Below are 15,640 nucleotides of genomic sequence, written 5' to 3'. Positions count from 1 at the left end.
GCGAGGCCGGATGTATCAATCCTACCGGAAAGCCGAACTGGCAGCGCAAGCGTGCCGTCCGGCATCGCTACAATCAGACATGCTCAGTCATGTTGGAATAAAACAACTTTTTAGGCTGACAAACCGTCATGGAACGTGCATAGAAGGATGCCTCTAAGAACAAAACTCGACGGCAGGCGTAGACTTGCAAGCATGGACACCTCGAAAAAAATGGCGGCGGGACTCACTGGACTGGCCAGCATGCTATGGCTGGGCCTGACCGCTGCCGTTGCGGCCAACCAGCGCCGTCTGGTGTTCAATCCGACGCTCGTGCGCGAAGTCAAAAGCCCCCGTTCGAGCGGCCACCGCACCCGCCCTGTCGTGTTGCGCGCCAAAGACGGCACGCGCCTGGCCGGCTGGCTGATGACGCCCGTCATTCCCGGCCCGCGCCCGGCCGTGCTGTATTTCGGCGGGCGCTCCGAAGAAGTGTCGTGGGTCGCGCGCGATGCTGGCAAGCTGTTCCCCAACATGACCGTGCTGGCGATGAATTACCGCGGTTATGGCGACTCGCAAGGCATCCCGGCCGAGATCCACATGATCGAGGACGGCGCCCTGCTCTACGACTGGCTCGCCACGCGCGGCCAGGTTGACCCGCAGCGCATTGCCGTCGTTGGCCGCAGCCTGGGCTCGGGCGTCGCGGTGCAGGTGGCCCGCGAACGCCCCGCGCATTCGGTCGTGCTGATTACGCCGTACGACTCGATCCTGGCGATTGCCAAGCGGCGCTTTCGCGTGATGCCGATTGAATACATGCTGCGCCACCGCTTCGAGTCGATCAAGTACGCACCGATGCTCAAGGCCCCCACCTACGTGCTGCGCGCCGCCAGCGACGACGTCGTGCCCCACTTCCACACCGACCTGCTGGTGGCCAAGCTGGGCGCGCTGGTGGCCGACGAGGTGGTGCCGGATTCCGACCACATGACCATCCCGTACCTGGAAGCGACACACGCCATGGTTGCCGGGTTCCTCACGCGCCAGTTCAATCAACCGGTGACGCCGGCCGCTGCGGCCGCCGTGGCCGATGCGGTGGCCAATGCCACGCCACCCGTCGAAACGACCGCAGCAGCGCCCGATCTGGTCCTCGCCACAAAATAATTGATGAAAGTTGTCAGCATTTATATTTCCAGTGAATAAATTGGGAAGTAAAATCGTATTTGTCATCAACTTGCAGCTTGATGCATATTTGACAGCTTGTGCCCGATGGGCGCGGGCCTGGCCCCAACGACCCTCCCCAGATACAAACCGTAACCACTTGCACGGCGCCGTGCTGCGACAATCGCGCAGCCGATCCCATCGCAAGGCATGCGGCGGGTACAATATCGCTATTCCAGGAGCTCAACCATGAAATTCAAGCAACTCAGCATCACCGTGGCGGCCATGTGCCTTGCCGGCAGCGCGTTGGCAGCGCCATCGACCGCACCGATCGCCGCGCCGAAATTCGGCATGGTCTACGATGCGGGCGGCAAGTTCGACAAGTCGTTCAACCAGTCGGCCTTCGAGGGCCTGCAGCGCTTCACGAAAGAGACCGGCGTGAAGGTGTTCGAGGTGCAGGCCAATAGCGATACCCAGGCCGAGCAAGTCATGCGCGGCCTGGCGCGCAAGAAGGTCGACCTGATCGCCGCCATCGGTTTCTCGCAAACCCAGGCCGTGCAAAAAGTCGCCCGCGAATTCCCGAACGTGCGCTTCATCCTGATCGACAGCGTGGCGCAAGGCCCGAACATCGAATCGGTGATGTTCAAGGAACAGGAAGGCGCGTACCTGGTCGGCGTGGCGTCGGCCATGGCGTCCAAGACCAAGAAGCTCGGCTTTGTCGGCGGCATGGACATTCCGCTGATCCGCGCGTTCGCCTGCGGCTACGGCCAGGGCGCCAAGGCGCAGACGCCGAAAGCGGAAATCATCCAGAACATGGTCGGCACCACGGCAGCAGCCTGGAACGACCCGGCCAAGGGTGGTGAGCTGGCACGCGCGCAGTTCGACCGCGGCGTGGACGTGGTCTTCGCCGTGGCCGGCGGCAGCGGCATGGGCGCGCTGCAGATGGCCAAGACCAAGGGCAAGCTGGCCGTGGGCGTCGACTCGAACCAGAACTACCTGCACCCGGGCACGATGCTGACCTCGATGGTCAAGCGCGTCGACGTGGCCGTGTACGACTCGTTCATGGCGGTCAAGAAAGGCACCTGGAAAGCAGGCGTCACCTACAAGGGCCTGAAAGAAGGCGGCGTCGACTGGGTGCTGGACAAGGATAACCGCGCGGTCGTCACGCCGGAAATCGAAAAGCGCGTCAATGCCGTACGCCAGGACATCATCAACGGCAAGATCAAGGTCATCGATTACCGCGCCGGCAGTTCCTGCCCGGTCTGATCACCTTCATTCCATTCGAAGCGCGCCGCGCCGGTTGATTACCGGTCCGGCGCGCTTTTGAATGATAAGCACACTTCCTTTTTACGACAGATCGCAATGCAGCCAGCCGTAGAATTTCGCAACGTGAGCAAGGCCTTCGGGCCGGTGCAGGCGAACGCCGACGTCAGCTTCTCGATCGCCAAGGGTTCGATCCATGGTGTGATCGGCGAAAATGGCGCGGGCAAATCCACCCTGATGAGCATCCTGTACGGCTACTACCATGCCGACAGCGGGCAGCTCGTCATCAACGGCAAGGAGCAGCAGATCCGCTCGAGCCAGGAAGCCATCGCCCTTGGCATCGGCATGGTGCACCAGCACTTCATGCTGGTCGAGAACATGACAGTGCTCGACAACGTGATGCTCGGGGCCGAAGGCGCCTTCAAATTGTCGAAGAAACGCCGCGAGCTTGAGGTGAAGCTGCGCGAAATCTGCGCGCGCTACCACCTCGACGTCGATCCGCTGGCTGTGATTTCTGACCTGTCGGTGGGCGCGCAGCAGCGCGTTGAAATCCTCAAGCAGATCTACCGCAGCGCCGAGATCCTGATCCTGGACGAGCCGACCGCCGTGCTCACTACGCAGGAAATCGCATCGCTGTTCGACATCCTGCGGCTGTTCAAGGAACAGGGCAAGACCATCATCCTGATCACCCACAAGCTGGGCGAGATCATGGACATCACCGACCAGGTGACCGTGATGCGCGCGGGCCGCCTGGCCGGCGCCGTCGCCACGGTCGACACCAGCAAGGAGCAGCTGGCCAACATGATGGTCGGCCGTCCGATCGAAGGCAACCTGCCGCGCAAACCGTATGCGCCGGGCGCCCCGGTGCTGCAGGTCGAGAACCTGCAACTGAAGGACGCAAACGGCGTGCAGCTGCTGGGCGACATCGCCCTGTCGGTGCGCGCTGGCGAAATCGTCGCCATTGCCGGTGTATCGGGCAATGGCCAGAGCGAGTTGATGCACATCCTGTCGGGCATGCGCCTGCCAACCTCCGGCACGGTCTCGCTCGAGGGCAAACCCCTGCCCTTCGCCGGCCGCTCGAACGCCGACGGCCTGCCCGCCGAACTGCGTGACATGGGTATCGGCCACGTGCCGGAAGACCGCCTGCGCGACGGCGTGATCAAGGATTTCTCGGTCATGCAGAACACCGTGTTCGGCTACCAGGAGCGCGTTACCAAGGGCATGGGCCTGTTCGATTTCGACGCGATCGCCAAGCGCTGCGCCCATTTGCTCGAGGCATTCGACGTGCGCCCGAAAGACCCCAACGTGCGCATCGGCCTGCTCTCGGGCGGCAACCAGCAGAAGGTCGTCATCGCGCGCGAAGTGTCGGGCTCGCCGAAACTGCTGCTGGTGGGCCAGCCCACGCGCGGCGTGGACATCGGCACCATCGAGAGCATCCACACGCAACTGCTGCGCCTGCGAGACGAGGGCGTCGCGATCCTGCTGGTCTCGACCGAGCTGGAAGAAGTGCGCGCGCTGGCTGACCGCATCATCGTGATGTCGGGCGGGCGCATTACCGGCGAATTGCCGATCGACGAATTCGACACGACCCGCATTGGCCTGTTGATGGGCGGGATGCACAAATCATGAAAACCACTGAACTCCCACGCTGGGCCTCGGGCTTCGTCCTGCCGGTCCTGAATCTGCTCTCTGCCCTGCTGGTCGCGGCGCTCGTGATCCACCTGCTGGGCGAAAGCCCGGTCGAGTCGCTGCAGATCCTCGTCAACAGTGCCGTCATCAATCCGGAAGGCCTGTCGTACACGCTGTTCTATGCGTCGACCTTCGTGTTTACCGGCCTGGCCGTGTCGATCGCGATGAAGGCGGGCCTGTTCAACATCGGTGCCGAAGGCCAGATGTATCTGGGCGGTCTGGGCCTGACGCTGGCGATGCTGGCGTTCGACGCGACGCTCTCGCCGTGGCTGCTGATTCCGCTGGCGATCGTCGCCAGCGCCGTCTTCGGCGCGGCCTGGGCCTTCCTGCCCGGCTACCTGCAGGCCAAGCGCGGCAGCCACGTGGTGGTCACGACCATCATGTTCAACTTCATCGCCGCTGGCCTGATGAACTTTATCATCGTCAAGTACATGATCCCCGAGGGTGACCAGAACCCGGCCAGCCGAACCTTTACCGACGCTGCCGCGATCCCGCTGCTGTCGAACTGGCTGCCGTTCTTCGGCGAGAGCACGCCGCTGAACCTGGCCTTCCTTCTGGCCCTGGTCGCACTGGTCGTCTACTGGGTGGCCGTGTCGCGTTCGAGCTGGGGCTACCGCCTGCAGGCGACGGGCCTGAACGCCCACGCCGCGCACTATGCGGGCGTGCGCATCAGCCGCACGATCATCATTGCGATGCTGATCTCGGGCGCCCTGGCGGGCCTGGCGGCAGTGAACTCGATCCTCGGCTCGACCCACTACCTGAGCCTGAACTTCCCGGCCGGTGCGGGCTTCATCGGCATCGCGATTGCGCTGATGGGTCGCCAGCATCCGGTGGGCATCCTGCTCTCGTCGATCCTGTTCGGCGCACTGATCCAGGGCGGTTTTGACTTGTCGCTGGAAAAACCGAACATCCCGCAAGAGACCTTCATTTTCATCCAGGGCCTGATCATCCTGTTCTGCGGCGCCATGGAAAACATGTACGCGCCGGCGCTACTCAAACTGATCAACGCAACACGCTCCAACAACGGCGCAAGCAAGGGATAAGCTATGGAAGACTTCCAGTTCGCCAGTATCGTCGTCTCCACCATCCGCAACGCGCCGGTGCTGATGTTCGCGGCCATGGCCGGCCTGTTCGCCGAGCGCAGCGGCGTGGTCGACATCGGCCTCGAGGGCAAGATCCTCGCGTCGGCCTTCGTGTCGGCCGGCGTTGCCTACACCTACCAGGACCCGTGGCTCGGCATCGCGGCCGGCATCGTCGCCTCCGTCGTGCTGGCGCTGATCCAGGCCTTCGTCTCGATCACGCAAAAGGGCAACCAGCTCGTGGCCGGCATCGCGATCAATATCGCGATGAGCGGACTGACGTTCGTCGTCGCCCAGTACTTCTTCCAGCAGGGCGGACGCACACCGGACCTCGGTGAAGCGCGCCTGACCAGCGTCATCCTGCCCGGGACCGAACTGGTAGCCGACGTGCCGGTGCTGGGCTGGGTCTACGGCAGCCTGATTGGCGGGCATTCGGTACTGGTTTACCTGGCCTTTGCCCTCCTCCCGATCGTGCACTGGGTGCTGTTTTACAGCCGCTTCGGCCTGCGTCTGCGCGCCTGTGGCGAAAACCCGCATGCGGCCGACGCGGCCGGCATCTCGGTCCAGCGCACGCGCTACACGGCAATGATCATCGCCGGCGTGCTGTGCTCGTTCTCGGGCGCCTACCTGTCGATTGTCCAGAGCGGCTTCTTCCTGCGCGACATGTCGGCCGGCGCCGGTTACCTGGCACTGACGGCGCTGGTATTCGGCAACTGGCGGCCCGTGCACACGGTGTTGGGTTGCATGATGTTCGGCTTCTTTGCCGCAGTGCAGATCCAGATCGAAGGCGTCGACCTGCCGGTCGTGGGCCGCATCCCGGGTTCGCTGATCCAGATGATCCCGTACATCGTTACCGTGGTCGTGCTGGCGGGCCTGATGGCCAAGTCGGTCGCGCCCAAGGCGCTGGGCAAGCCGTTCATCAAGTCGCGTTGATCGTCTGCCGGCCGTTGCCGGCCGGTGCCTTGACAAAGAACAGCCGGGGTCAGGTCAGACATTTGGACACGGACTCTGGCTTAGTCCGTTCATAAGGGCGTTCATCAATAGACTTTTGTTGAGCCTGTGTCTGAATGTCAGACCTGACCCTGCCGTGTCCTTGCGTCTGTTCGTGCTGGGCCTGTTCGTAACCAGCATGTGGGAGAGCTGCAACAATGTAAAAAAATGGAATCGTGCGCGCAACAAGATGTCTTCTCTTATCTTAGTATGTGCAATATCATTTTTTTAACAGCCAAGGAAATATTGTAATGAAGACTGTCTCCGTACGCCTCCTGTCCAGCCTGGTCCTGATGGCCGCTTCGTTCTCGGCCTCGGCCGGTCCGAACGTGGTCAAGGCGCTTGAAGTCAAAGGCGTATTCAATGAAAAAGTGGGTCCTGCGCCGCAATGTGCGTCTACCCTTGCCGGCAAGCTCGCCGGCCACGGTGAGACGGCTGAAGGAACGCCGGTCGCGTTCGTGGGCGGTGATTGCTTCGCCCAGTCTGGCACGACGTTCACCTTCAGCAACGGCAAGTTCATCCTGCTGTATCCAAACGGCGACCAGATTTTTGCCGACTACAGTGGCCAGTTCGTTCCTACCGGCGCAGGCACTGCCTACGTCATGAACGGTGGCACCTTCACCATCACCGGCGGCTCCGGTACCTATTTTCACGCAACCGGCGGCGGCTCGCTGAGCGGCACTGAAGACTTGTCGAACGGCGCCGGTACGATCGGGTTATCGGGTCGTGTTTCTTACAAGCAGAAGTAATCGGTGAAACAGCGCCACGCGACGCTGACACTGCGTCGTGACGGCCTGACGAAAAAAGAGCGGCATGTAAAAGAGCGGTGTGTATCCCGCTCTTTTTACATGCCGCTTTTTTTCTTGACGATTTCTGATGGTGTCATTCACAAACCGTGCAGCCAGTGCAGCGAGCAGCCAGGGTCAGGTCTGACATTTGCAGCCAGGGTCAGGTCTGACATTTGGACACGAACTCTGCCTTAATCCGTTGAAAAGTGCTTTCATAAATATACTTTTGTCGAGCTCGTGTCTGAATGCCAGACCTGACCCTGCTCGTGGTTGAGTTCGTGTCCAAATGTCAGACCTGACCCTGCTTGTGCTGCTTGTGTGACCTGAGTCTGTTTGTATCTAGTAGCGATACGGTATGCAATAAATCGCATGATCAGGACGTTCAGGCACAAAGGGTTGCAACGCTACTTTGAGACCGGAAGCAATGCCGGGATCCAGCCTTTGCATGCAGCGAGACTGCGCCTTCAACTGGCCGCCCTTGATCAGGCAACCCGTCCAGAAGACTTGTCCGCGCCGGCGTGGGCACGTCACCCATTGAAAGGTGATCTTAACGGGGCATTGGGCCGTGACGGTCAACGGTAACTGGCGGATGATTTTGCATTCGATGGCACCGATGCCATTCTCGTTGACTACCTTGACTACCACTAATTTTCAGGAAAAAATGACTCGCATGCATAATCCGCCGCATCCGGGAGAGGTGCTTCGGGAATACCTGGGAGAGATGACGATTACGGAGGCCGCCGCGCGGCTGGGCGTCAGCCGTGTCACCCTCCAGCGTGTTGTCAACGGCGGAGCAGGCGTATCGCCGGATATGGCTTACCGCCTTGCCGCCGCGCTTGCTACGAGCCCCGGGCTTTGGGCAGGCCTGCAAATGCAATACGATTTATACCAGGCCGGGAAAATCAAACGGGCCAACGTCCAGCGCATTGCAGCGTAAGACGTGCCCGACACACTTACCATGCCGCCGGCCTTGCCGGCGTCATGTCACGGCGTCACCGGATCGACCGGCTCGAAGCCCGCCGCGCGGCGGCTTGAGCGTGCCAGCGTCCAGGCGAAGCCGATGCCGGCCGATGTGCCCGAGTTCTTCAGGTGCAGCGGGCTGTCGCGGTTGGCGCTGCCGGCGTACGATTCGTAGCGCACGTAGCCGAACAGGCGCACGTCGGGATTGAGCTGGCGCGTGGCGAACAGGCCCACGCGCGCCAATACCAGGCCGGCGTCGGCGCTGTAGGCGTCGCGGCTGGCGGTTGCATACTGCGGCGCGACTTCATAAAAATAGCGGTTGATGCGCTTGTCACCGAACACCACCGACGTATTGGCTTCGAACGACCACAGACCGCGCTCGCCGCGCGTTTCGTAGGCCAGCTTCGGCTCGAACGTCCAGCCCTGGCGCCGCAGGCCACCGCGTGCTTCGATCACGGCGCGCAGCGGCAGCTCAGCGCGCAGGCGGCTCGTCGCGTCAATGTCAGCCACGCGGATTTTCAGGCGTGGTCCGAATTCGAACAGCGCGCCAAGATCCGGCATGCCGGCACGCGCCTCGACGTCATCGGAATCAGACGGCAACGCCCCGGACAGGCCAACATCGAACTCAAGGCGATCCGAGCGGAACAGACGCGCACCGATACCTGACTGGTCCGCGCGCAGCACTTCGCCGCGGTAGAGCAGGAACGGGATTGGCAGGATACGGTTGGTGCGGTCGTCGGCGCCGGGATACGCCGGCGTGCTCAGGGCAGCGGCGCCAAGGCCGAATTCCCATAGCGGCAGGCTGGCGCCGGCTGGCGATTGTGCGTGAGCGTGGAATGCGGGGAGCAGGCAGGCTGCTGCGATGGCAGCCTTCAATGGAACATGCATGGGGCCTCGGGAGTCTGGTCGGGGGATGACCGGATTCTATCCGAGGCCGTGCCAAAAGTGCACCGCGCGCGCGAACAATCCGCGCGCTGCAGGCCGTGGGCTTACGGCCAGATCGCCTGCAGCATCGCGGCCAGGTTGTACCCGCCCTTGATCAGCTGGGTTTTGGCGATTTCGGAGCTCGGTACCGGATAGTTGGCCGGCACTTCGAGCGCGAAGGTGTAGTAGGTCTCGCCCTTCTTGCCTGTCTGCGGCGTCAGCTTGCCCGGCACCACGTCGGCATATGCCAGCTTGGCCGACTTCAGGCCGTCTTCCACCCACTGCACGGGCCAGGTGGCCACGTCGCCTTTGGCTTTTGCGACCAGCGGCGCGCTGGCGATCGCCACGTCCGCGAACTGCTCCGGCGTGCGCGTCTTGATGCGGCGGAATGCGTAGTCGACCGTCGTGCTGTCCCAGTACGAGTGGAACGGCTTGGTCAGCGCCTTTGGCACGCCTTCCTTGATGACGACTGGCGCATCGCCCGATTCTGCAGCAGGAATCACCCCTTTCGACAGGGCTGCCAGTTTCTCGTCATCGAGCAGCAGGTTGTTGCCGCCGCGCGAATCGAACACGAGCGCATCATCGATCTCGTCGCGCGATTTCGGCACGATGAACTTGCCGTCCTTGCTGACGAACGCCGAGCCCACGTGCAGCGGCTGGTGGATGTCGCCGGCGAAGTGCGCCAACAGGATCAGGGCCTGGCGCTTGGTGAACTTGTGCGGGTTCAGCGCCGGATCGGTCTTGCCCTGCAAGACGGCGATGCACTGCTCCAGCGTCTGCACGATGTCGACATCGCTCGTGCCCACGCCATGCTCGTGATAGTGATCGAGCTGGAACGGCACGTTGGTGTAGTGGTATTCGCTGTGGCGCGGGTTGCCTTCGACGTATTCCACCATCTCGGGCGTCTGCGGGCCGCAGTACGTGCCCTTGACGCAGTCGGCCCAGTTCGCGACCGACGCCAGCGATTCGCCCGGCTGCAACAGCAGCGCGATCTGCTTTTGCGCGTTGGTCCCCTTGAGCAGCTTGTCGGCGATCGAGCCGACAGCGCGGTGGCCGTCGCGGCCCCAGGCGGCGGCGTCCGATGCGCCCAGTAATCCAAAAGCGCCGGTCAGCGCCAGCACACATGCGAGTTTTTTCATGATGGTCCTGATGTACTTAATTGAGGCGCACGATGCGCGGGGTAGCCGGGGTCAGCGCGGCGCCCTGCCCTTCGAGTTTTTTCAGGTAGGCGATGAAGCCGTCCAGGTCGCGCAGGCCGGTATCGATGCGCTGCGTGCCCAGTGCGAATTCCGGATAGCCGTCGCTGCCTTCGGCCAGGAAGTTGTTCAGCGCCAGGCGATACGTCGCCCCGTCATCGAGCGGCTTGCCATCGAGCTTGACGCTGCCCGGCACCAGCCGGTTGCCGGCCGGCCGCTTCGCGTCCCACGTGTAGGTGAAGCCTTGCGAGACTTGCAGGACGCTGGACGTCACGTTCGGGCCGTCGGGCCACTGGCGCTCGAGCAGGTTGCGGATCTGCGCGCCGGTCAGATTCATCACGACGGTCGTGTTCCCGAACGGGAGCACGGCCTGCGCCTGGCCGAAGTTGACGGTCTTGTCGGCGCCTGCTTCGAGATCGCGCCGGATGCCGCCGTTGTTCATGAGCGCGAACTGCGCGCCCAGGCTGCGCGCAGAGTCCAGCGCCGCATCGGCAACCAGGTTGCCGAGGGGCGATTCCCCCGCGTCGTTATTCTTGCGCAGCAGCGGCGCGACGGCGATCTTCGCGATCGGGCGCGTCAAGGCGGCTTCGCTGCGCTCTTTCACTTGCGCGACATACGCGACGATCTTTGGATCGGCCGGATACTCGCCCGGCTTCATGACCACGTTGGCGACGGTCAGGTTCGAGACCGCGCCGGTGGTTGGTTCGACCTGCATCGACACACGCGTGAGCAGGTGGCCGGCCGTATCGGCCTGGGTCACGACGCGGCCATCGACATCGCACAGATAACCTTGATGCGAATGCCCGGTCAGCACCAGCTTGACCGACGGGTCGATCTTCTGGACGACCGGGACGATATCGCCCGTCAGCTTGCTGCAACCGGTTTGCAACGGCGACTCGACCGTGCGGCCGCCCTGGTGCACGAGGGCCACGATGACCTGGGCGCCGGCCGCGCGCATCGCTGGCAGCGCGTTGTTGACCGCCTCGGCTTCGTCACCGAAGCGCAAGCCCGCGATGCCCGACGCGACGACCATGTTCGGCGTATCGCGCAGCACCACACCCACCAGGCCCACCTTGATACCCTTGACGGTTTCGATGGTGAAGCCCGGGATGATCGGCTTGCCGGTGACCTTGTCGATCACGTTCGCGCCCAGATACGTGAATTTGGCGCCGCCGAAATTCGGGGTCAGCTTGCAGGCCTTGGTCGGGTGCGGCGAATCGCAGCCGCCGTTCTGCTGGCGCAGCAGTTCCTTGCGGCCACCGTCGAATTCGTGGTTGCCCACTGCGCTCGCGCGCAGGTTCAGCATGTTCATCACTTCGATCGTCGGCTCGTCGGCCCACAGCGACGACAGCGCCGGGCTGGCGCCGACGATATCGCCGGTCGACACGAGCAGCAACTCCTTGTCTTCCTTGCGCCAGGCCTGCAGGGCCGCAGCCACGGCTTCGGCGCCGCCGGCGCGCATGACCTGGTCCTTGCCGTCGGCGCCCTTGAGCACGTAGCGGCTTGGTTCCAGATTGCCGTGGAAGTCATTGAGCGATACCAGATTGATGGTGACCGGGCCCTGTGGGGCGGTCACGCAGCCGGCCAGCAGCAGCGCAACGGTGAGTGTGGAAAGACGAGCGCTTGCGCGACGCGAGACGATCATGAAAAACACCTTTTATGGAATCGGGCCGGGGTCGCCGGCATCCGAAAAACGGGGCTTGGATAAGCGCAACAGCAGGCATTATCCCATGCCACCTGTGCGCAGGAAATCCTTACAGCAGCAGGGCTAATGACTTTTTTGATGAAAAAACGGCCGGTGTTTCCACCGGCCGCTTTGACTACCTCATGCTACGAATTGGCGCTGCTTAGAATTCGTAACGCAGGGTTGCCTGGATTGCCCACTGCGACTCGCCCTTGGCTTGCTTCAGGTCCTGACGCTCGACGTCGTTACGCACGACGTAGACATAACGACCTTGTGCATCGATACCGGCGACGTCAACGAAGCTGCGTGCCTGTCCACCCGAGCCCTGGAAGCTGATCTCTTCGGTACGGCCCCATTTCTTGTTCAGCAGGTTGCCGAAGTTCATGAAGTCGAGCGAGAAGGTCGCCTTGTTGCGTGCGAAGATGCCCGGGATTTCCTGGCTGATGCGCACGTCGAAGGTGTTGACCCATTCAGCGGTCGAGTTGTTACGGCTCACGACACCACCGGCAGCCTTGCTCAGGCCCTTGTTCGCATTGACGACGTCCCAGAAGCGCTGCTCGTTGGCACGGTTCGTTGCGGTGTCGCCTGCGAACGCGACTTCGTTCGAACCGAACGCGGTCGGGATGTACATCAGGTCGTTACCGGCCAGATTGTCACCGTTCATGTCGTTGTTGAACGTCCAGCTGTACGGACGGCCTTCACGACCTTCGTAGAAGACGCCCAGACGCGTGTTGTAGCCTTCGAAGAATTTCTTCTGGAAGTTCATCAGCGCATTGACGCGGTTCTTGATGGCGTAGCTCGAGGTCGCGGCGACTTCTTCGTTCGGGTTGAACGACGAACGGCCGTTGAAGTTCGAGTTGGCCACCGACGACGTCAGCGGCGAGACTTCGGTCGCATCGGTGTAGGTGTACGCCACCGACCAGCCAAAGCCCTTGGTCATCGGCTGCGACAGCGACATGGTCAGCACTTTCGCGTCGCCCTTGTCGGTATCACGCGCCACCAGCACGTTGTTGAAGCTGCGGTTGTTCAGCGAACGGTTGACCGCGCCGCAGCTGGTGATGATGTTCGCCGTGTTGTTCGACACGCCGTAGCACGCCGTGCTCAGGCCGGCTGCGTTCCAGAACAGCGGACGGCCATCCGAACCGTTGCGCGTTGCTGCGCCCAGGTTCAGGTGTTCGTAGTAGATGCCGTTCTTGTTCTTGGTGTACAGCGCTTCGGCGCCGAAGACCAGACCGTACCATGGCAGTTCGGTGTCGAACGCCAGGTTGGTTTTCCAGATCGATGGCTGACGGAAGCTTGGATCCAGGAAGTTGACGTCCGCGGCCGGAATTGCGCCGGCAATGGCAGGCTGGGCGTCAGGATTGAAGCTGGTCAGGCCGCCGGTGGTCGGGCAGCGGGTTGCGCCGGTGCCCGAGCAGCTGATCGTGGCGGTAGCCACGCCGGTGCCCGAGAACGGGTTCGACATCCACACGGTGGCTGCCGCGCCCTGGAACAGGCCGAAGCCGCCGCGGATCTGGGTCGGACGTGGCGACTTGTCGAAGCGGTAGTTGAAGCCGAAGCGTGGCTGGATCAGGTCGGTACCGTCGATGGTGCGGGTGTTGTCCAGACCGAAGCCGCCGGACTGGCGCACGCCGGTGGCTGGGTTGCCGGCCACCAGTGGCTGGGCAGCAGCAATATTAGCCAATGGACGGCCGCCGACATCGTTACGGTCGTAGCGCACGCCGTAGGTCAGGGTCAGCTGGTCGTTGACGGTCCAGGTGTCTTGCAGGAACAGGCCGGTGTTCTTGGTGCTGAACTCGGCAACCGCATCATTCAGCGACGCGCCTGGCAGCGCGCGCTGCTGGCTGTAGCTCAGTGGGCGACCCTTCTGGAAGTTCTCCAGCACGGCTTGCTGCACTTGTGCATTGGTTGCGCGTGCGCAGCTTGGCAGTGCGCCGAAGCTGTAGAAGTTCGCGTCTGCCGAATCCAGGCAGGCGTAGGTGTACGAGCCGTTGATACCCTGCAGGAACGCGTTGTAGACATCGTTCTTGGTGTAGTCGGCACCGAACTTCATTTCATGGTCGCCCACGATCCAGTTGGCGCCGGCGTACAGGTCCTTGGTCTTGTTGCGCAGCACGTTGTTGTGACGGCTGAACTCGGTACCGAAGTTGATGTTACGGTTGGCGGTCGACAGGCCGCTTGGTGCGTCAGCCGGCAGCGCGCCGCTGAACTGCAGGGCCATCGATGGCGTGCGGGTCGCGTTGACCGGGACCGAATCGTAATCGCGGTTCGAGAACTTGAGCTCGGTCGAGAAGTTCGGGGTCCAGTCCGAGAACAACTGGGCGACGGTGGTCTCGATCGACTTGCCCTGGTTGTAGAAGCTCGACGACAGGCCGACACCGGTGGCCGAGAAGCCCGGGTAGAACGGCTCGCCCTGTTCGGTCTTGGCGTAACGCAGGTTGGCGCGGTGTTCGTCGGTGATGTTCCAGTCGAACTTCACCAGGCGCTCTTTCGAGGTCAGCATCGAGCCGGTCGGCACGGCAGTGCTGCCGATGTCGACGCCGTAGGTCTGCTGGGCGATGCGCTGGGCTTCCGAGATGGCCGACTGGCTGATGCCGACGGTGGTGCCGGCGCCGCTGCCGATGGCGCCGAACTCAGGGCTCGAACGCGAGCTTTCGAAGTTTTCGGCCAGTGCGTAGATGAACAGCTTGTCCTGGATCAGCGGACCCGATGCCCAGACACCCTTGGTGGTTTCCTTGGACTTCGGCGCGTCGGTGTAGACGTCGGTGATCGGGTTGTAACGGTCGCCCGACAGATTGTCGTTGCGGTACACGTAGTACACGCCACCCTTGTAGGTGTTGGTACCCGACTTGGTCACGGCATTGATGTTCGCGCCGGTGTAGCCCTTCTGGGTGACGTCGTAGTTGGCGACGTTGACCTGCACCGACTGGATCGCTTCGATCGAGATCGGCTGACGCGCGGTCGGGCTGCCATTGGCTTCCAGGCCGAACGTGTCATTGATCGCGACGCCGTCGATGGTGGTCGAGTTGTAGCGCGAGTTCTGGCCGGCGACCGAGATTTCGCCGCGGTCCTTGTCGGTCTGCGACACGCGCGGGTCGGCACGCGCATAGTCTTGCAGGTTACGCTGGATCGATGCCTGGGTCTGGAGCTGGGTGTTGCTGATGGCGGTGCCCGCACCCATGTTGTTGCTCGTGAAGACTTCCGAACGCGATGCGGTACCGGCGATGGTCACGGTCTGCACGCCCAGGGTGGCGTCGACTTCGGCGGTCTGCGCCAGGTCGAGGAAGACGTTGTTGCGGGTTTGGGTGATGCCGTCTTTGGTGATAGTGATGGTGTAAGGACCACCCACGCGCAGGCCACGTGCAACGTAGCGGCCTTCAGCGTCGGTTACGACATTGCTGACAGAACCCGACTCGGTGTGCAGGATCTGCACTTGCGCGCCGGCAGCCGGCTGACCCGAGACGTTCGAGATACGGCCACCGACGGCCGAAGTGGTGTTCTGTGCGAACGACGGCGACGCCGCCAACGCAACTGACAAAGCCAGCGCCAACTTGGTGAGCCGGATCTGCTGCTGAGTGATCATTGATTACCCCAAAAAGAACTTCAAAGTTGTTTGTTGGACGTCCGACGGACGTCCTCCCCTGCTTTACTGCTTGTTGTATTCGTCGTGCCGCGCCAGTGATTCAGCCGGCAAGCGGCTGCGATTGTATCGGTACAATGTTTCAACAAAATGACACGATGTGTGGTTTGATTTACAGCAGAATTGCGCCAATATGCATCAGCGTTTTCAGCCCGACAAATTCAATTTGGCTTGGCTATTCAGAGCTTTCTCGTATAAATCACCCCGTCGGCGTTGTCCTTACGCGACAGAAATCGTGTCATTTGGCGCGCTTTATGACATGGCGGAATTATATGCGTGGCATTCCACGGTGAAATTTT

At 62.2% G+C, this 15,640-nt stretch carries 11 protein-coding genes and 1 pseudogene; 8 read left to right on the top strand and 4 right to left on the bottom strand.

From position 1 onward, the window contains the following. Positions 1-192 precede the first annotated feature (192 nt). From AC1MGT_RS16390 to AC1MGT_RS16355, 8 genes and pseudogenes are all read left to right on the top strand, one after another. Positions 193-1,131, top strand: coding sequence for an alpha/beta hydrolase (locus AC1MGT_RS16390; RefSeq protein WP_499501058.1), 939 nt, complete (start codon positions 193-195; stop codon positions 1,129-1,131). 246 nt (positions 1,132-1,377) lie between these two features. After that, positions 1,378-2,394 (top strand): BMP family lipoprotein, encoded by a 1,017-nt coding sequence (locus tag AC1MGT_RS16385; RefSeq protein ID WP_499501057.1) that lies wholly within the window; start codon positions 1,378-1,380, stop codon positions 2,392-2,394. Positions 2,395-2,490: 96 nt separating this feature from the next. Then, complete coding sequence (locus AC1MGT_RS16380; protein ID WP_499501056.1) at positions 2,491-4,020, top strand: ABC transporter ATP-binding protein; 1,530 nt, start codon at positions 2,491-2,493, stop codon at positions 4,018-4,020. Further along, positions 4,017-5,123: an ABC transporter permease gene (locus tag AC1MGT_RS16375; protein ID WP_499501055.1), complete on the top strand. Its 1,107-nt coding sequence runs from the start codon at positions 4,017-4,019 to the stop codon at positions 5,121-5,123. Before AC1MGT_RS16380 ends, AC1MGT_RS16375 begins: the two co-directional genes overlap by 4 nt. A gap of 3 nt (positions 5,124-5,126) precedes the next feature. Next, complete coding sequence (locus AC1MGT_RS16370; RefSeq protein WP_499501054.1) at positions 5,127-6,092, top strand: ABC transporter permease; 966 nt, start codon at positions 5,127-5,129, stop codon at positions 6,090-6,092. Positions 6,093-6,400: 308 nt separating this feature from the next. Further along, positions 6,401-6,898, top strand: coding sequence for a hypothetical protein (locus AC1MGT_RS16365; RefSeq protein WP_499501053.1), 498 nt, complete (start codon positions 6,401-6,403; stop codon positions 6,896-6,898). Positions 6,899-7,306: 408 nt separating this feature from the next. Further along, positions 7,307-7,585 (top strand): annotated as a pseudogene (locus tag AC1MGT_RS16360) (type II toxin-antitoxin system RelE/ParE family toxin). 13 nt (positions 7,586-7,598) lie between these two features. Further along, positions 7,599-7,874, top strand: a complete 276-nt coding sequence (locus AC1MGT_RS16355) for a HigA family addiction module antitoxin (protein ID WP_499504302.1) — start codon at positions 7,599-7,601, stop codon at positions 7,872-7,874. A gap of 47 nt (positions 7,875-7,921) precedes the next feature. On the opposite strand, the gene AC1MGT_RS16350 is transcribed toward AC1MGT_RS16355, so the two are convergent. The 4 genes from AC1MGT_RS16350 to AC1MGT_RS16335 form a co-directional block, all read right to left on the bottom strand. Beyond that, positions 7,922-8,785, bottom strand: coding sequence for a MipA/OmpV family protein (locus tag AC1MGT_RS16350; protein ID WP_499501052.1), 864 nt, complete (start codon positions 8,783-8,785; stop codon positions 7,922-7,924). 101 nt (positions 8,786-8,886) lie between these two features. Continuing rightward, the gene (locus AC1MGT_RS16345; RefSeq protein ID WP_499501051.1) at positions 8,887-9,960 is read right to left on the bottom strand and encodes a S1/P1 nuclease; all 1,074 of its coding nucleotides are present in this window, start codon (positions 9,958-9,960) and stop codon (positions 8,887-8,889) included. Between the two features lie 16 nt (positions 9,961-9,976). Continuing rightward, positions 9,977-11,662, bottom strand: coding sequence for a bifunctional metallophosphatase/5'-nucleotidase (locus tag AC1MGT_RS16340; RefSeq protein WP_499501050.1), 1,686 nt, complete (start codon positions 11,660-11,662; stop codon positions 9,977-9,979). 202 nt (positions 11,663-11,864) lie between these two features. Continuing rightward, entirely contained in the window at positions 11,865-15,284 is a 3,420-nt protein-coding gene (locus AC1MGT_RS16335) for a TonB-dependent receptor (RefSeq protein WP_332533604.1), read from the bottom strand. Between the last annotated feature and the right edge of the window lie 356 nt (positions 15,285-15,640).

It is taken from the genome of Telluria sp. BA11 (genome assembly GCF_056680305.1).
This window is presented reverse-complemented; position numbering and strand designations above follow the sequence as displayed.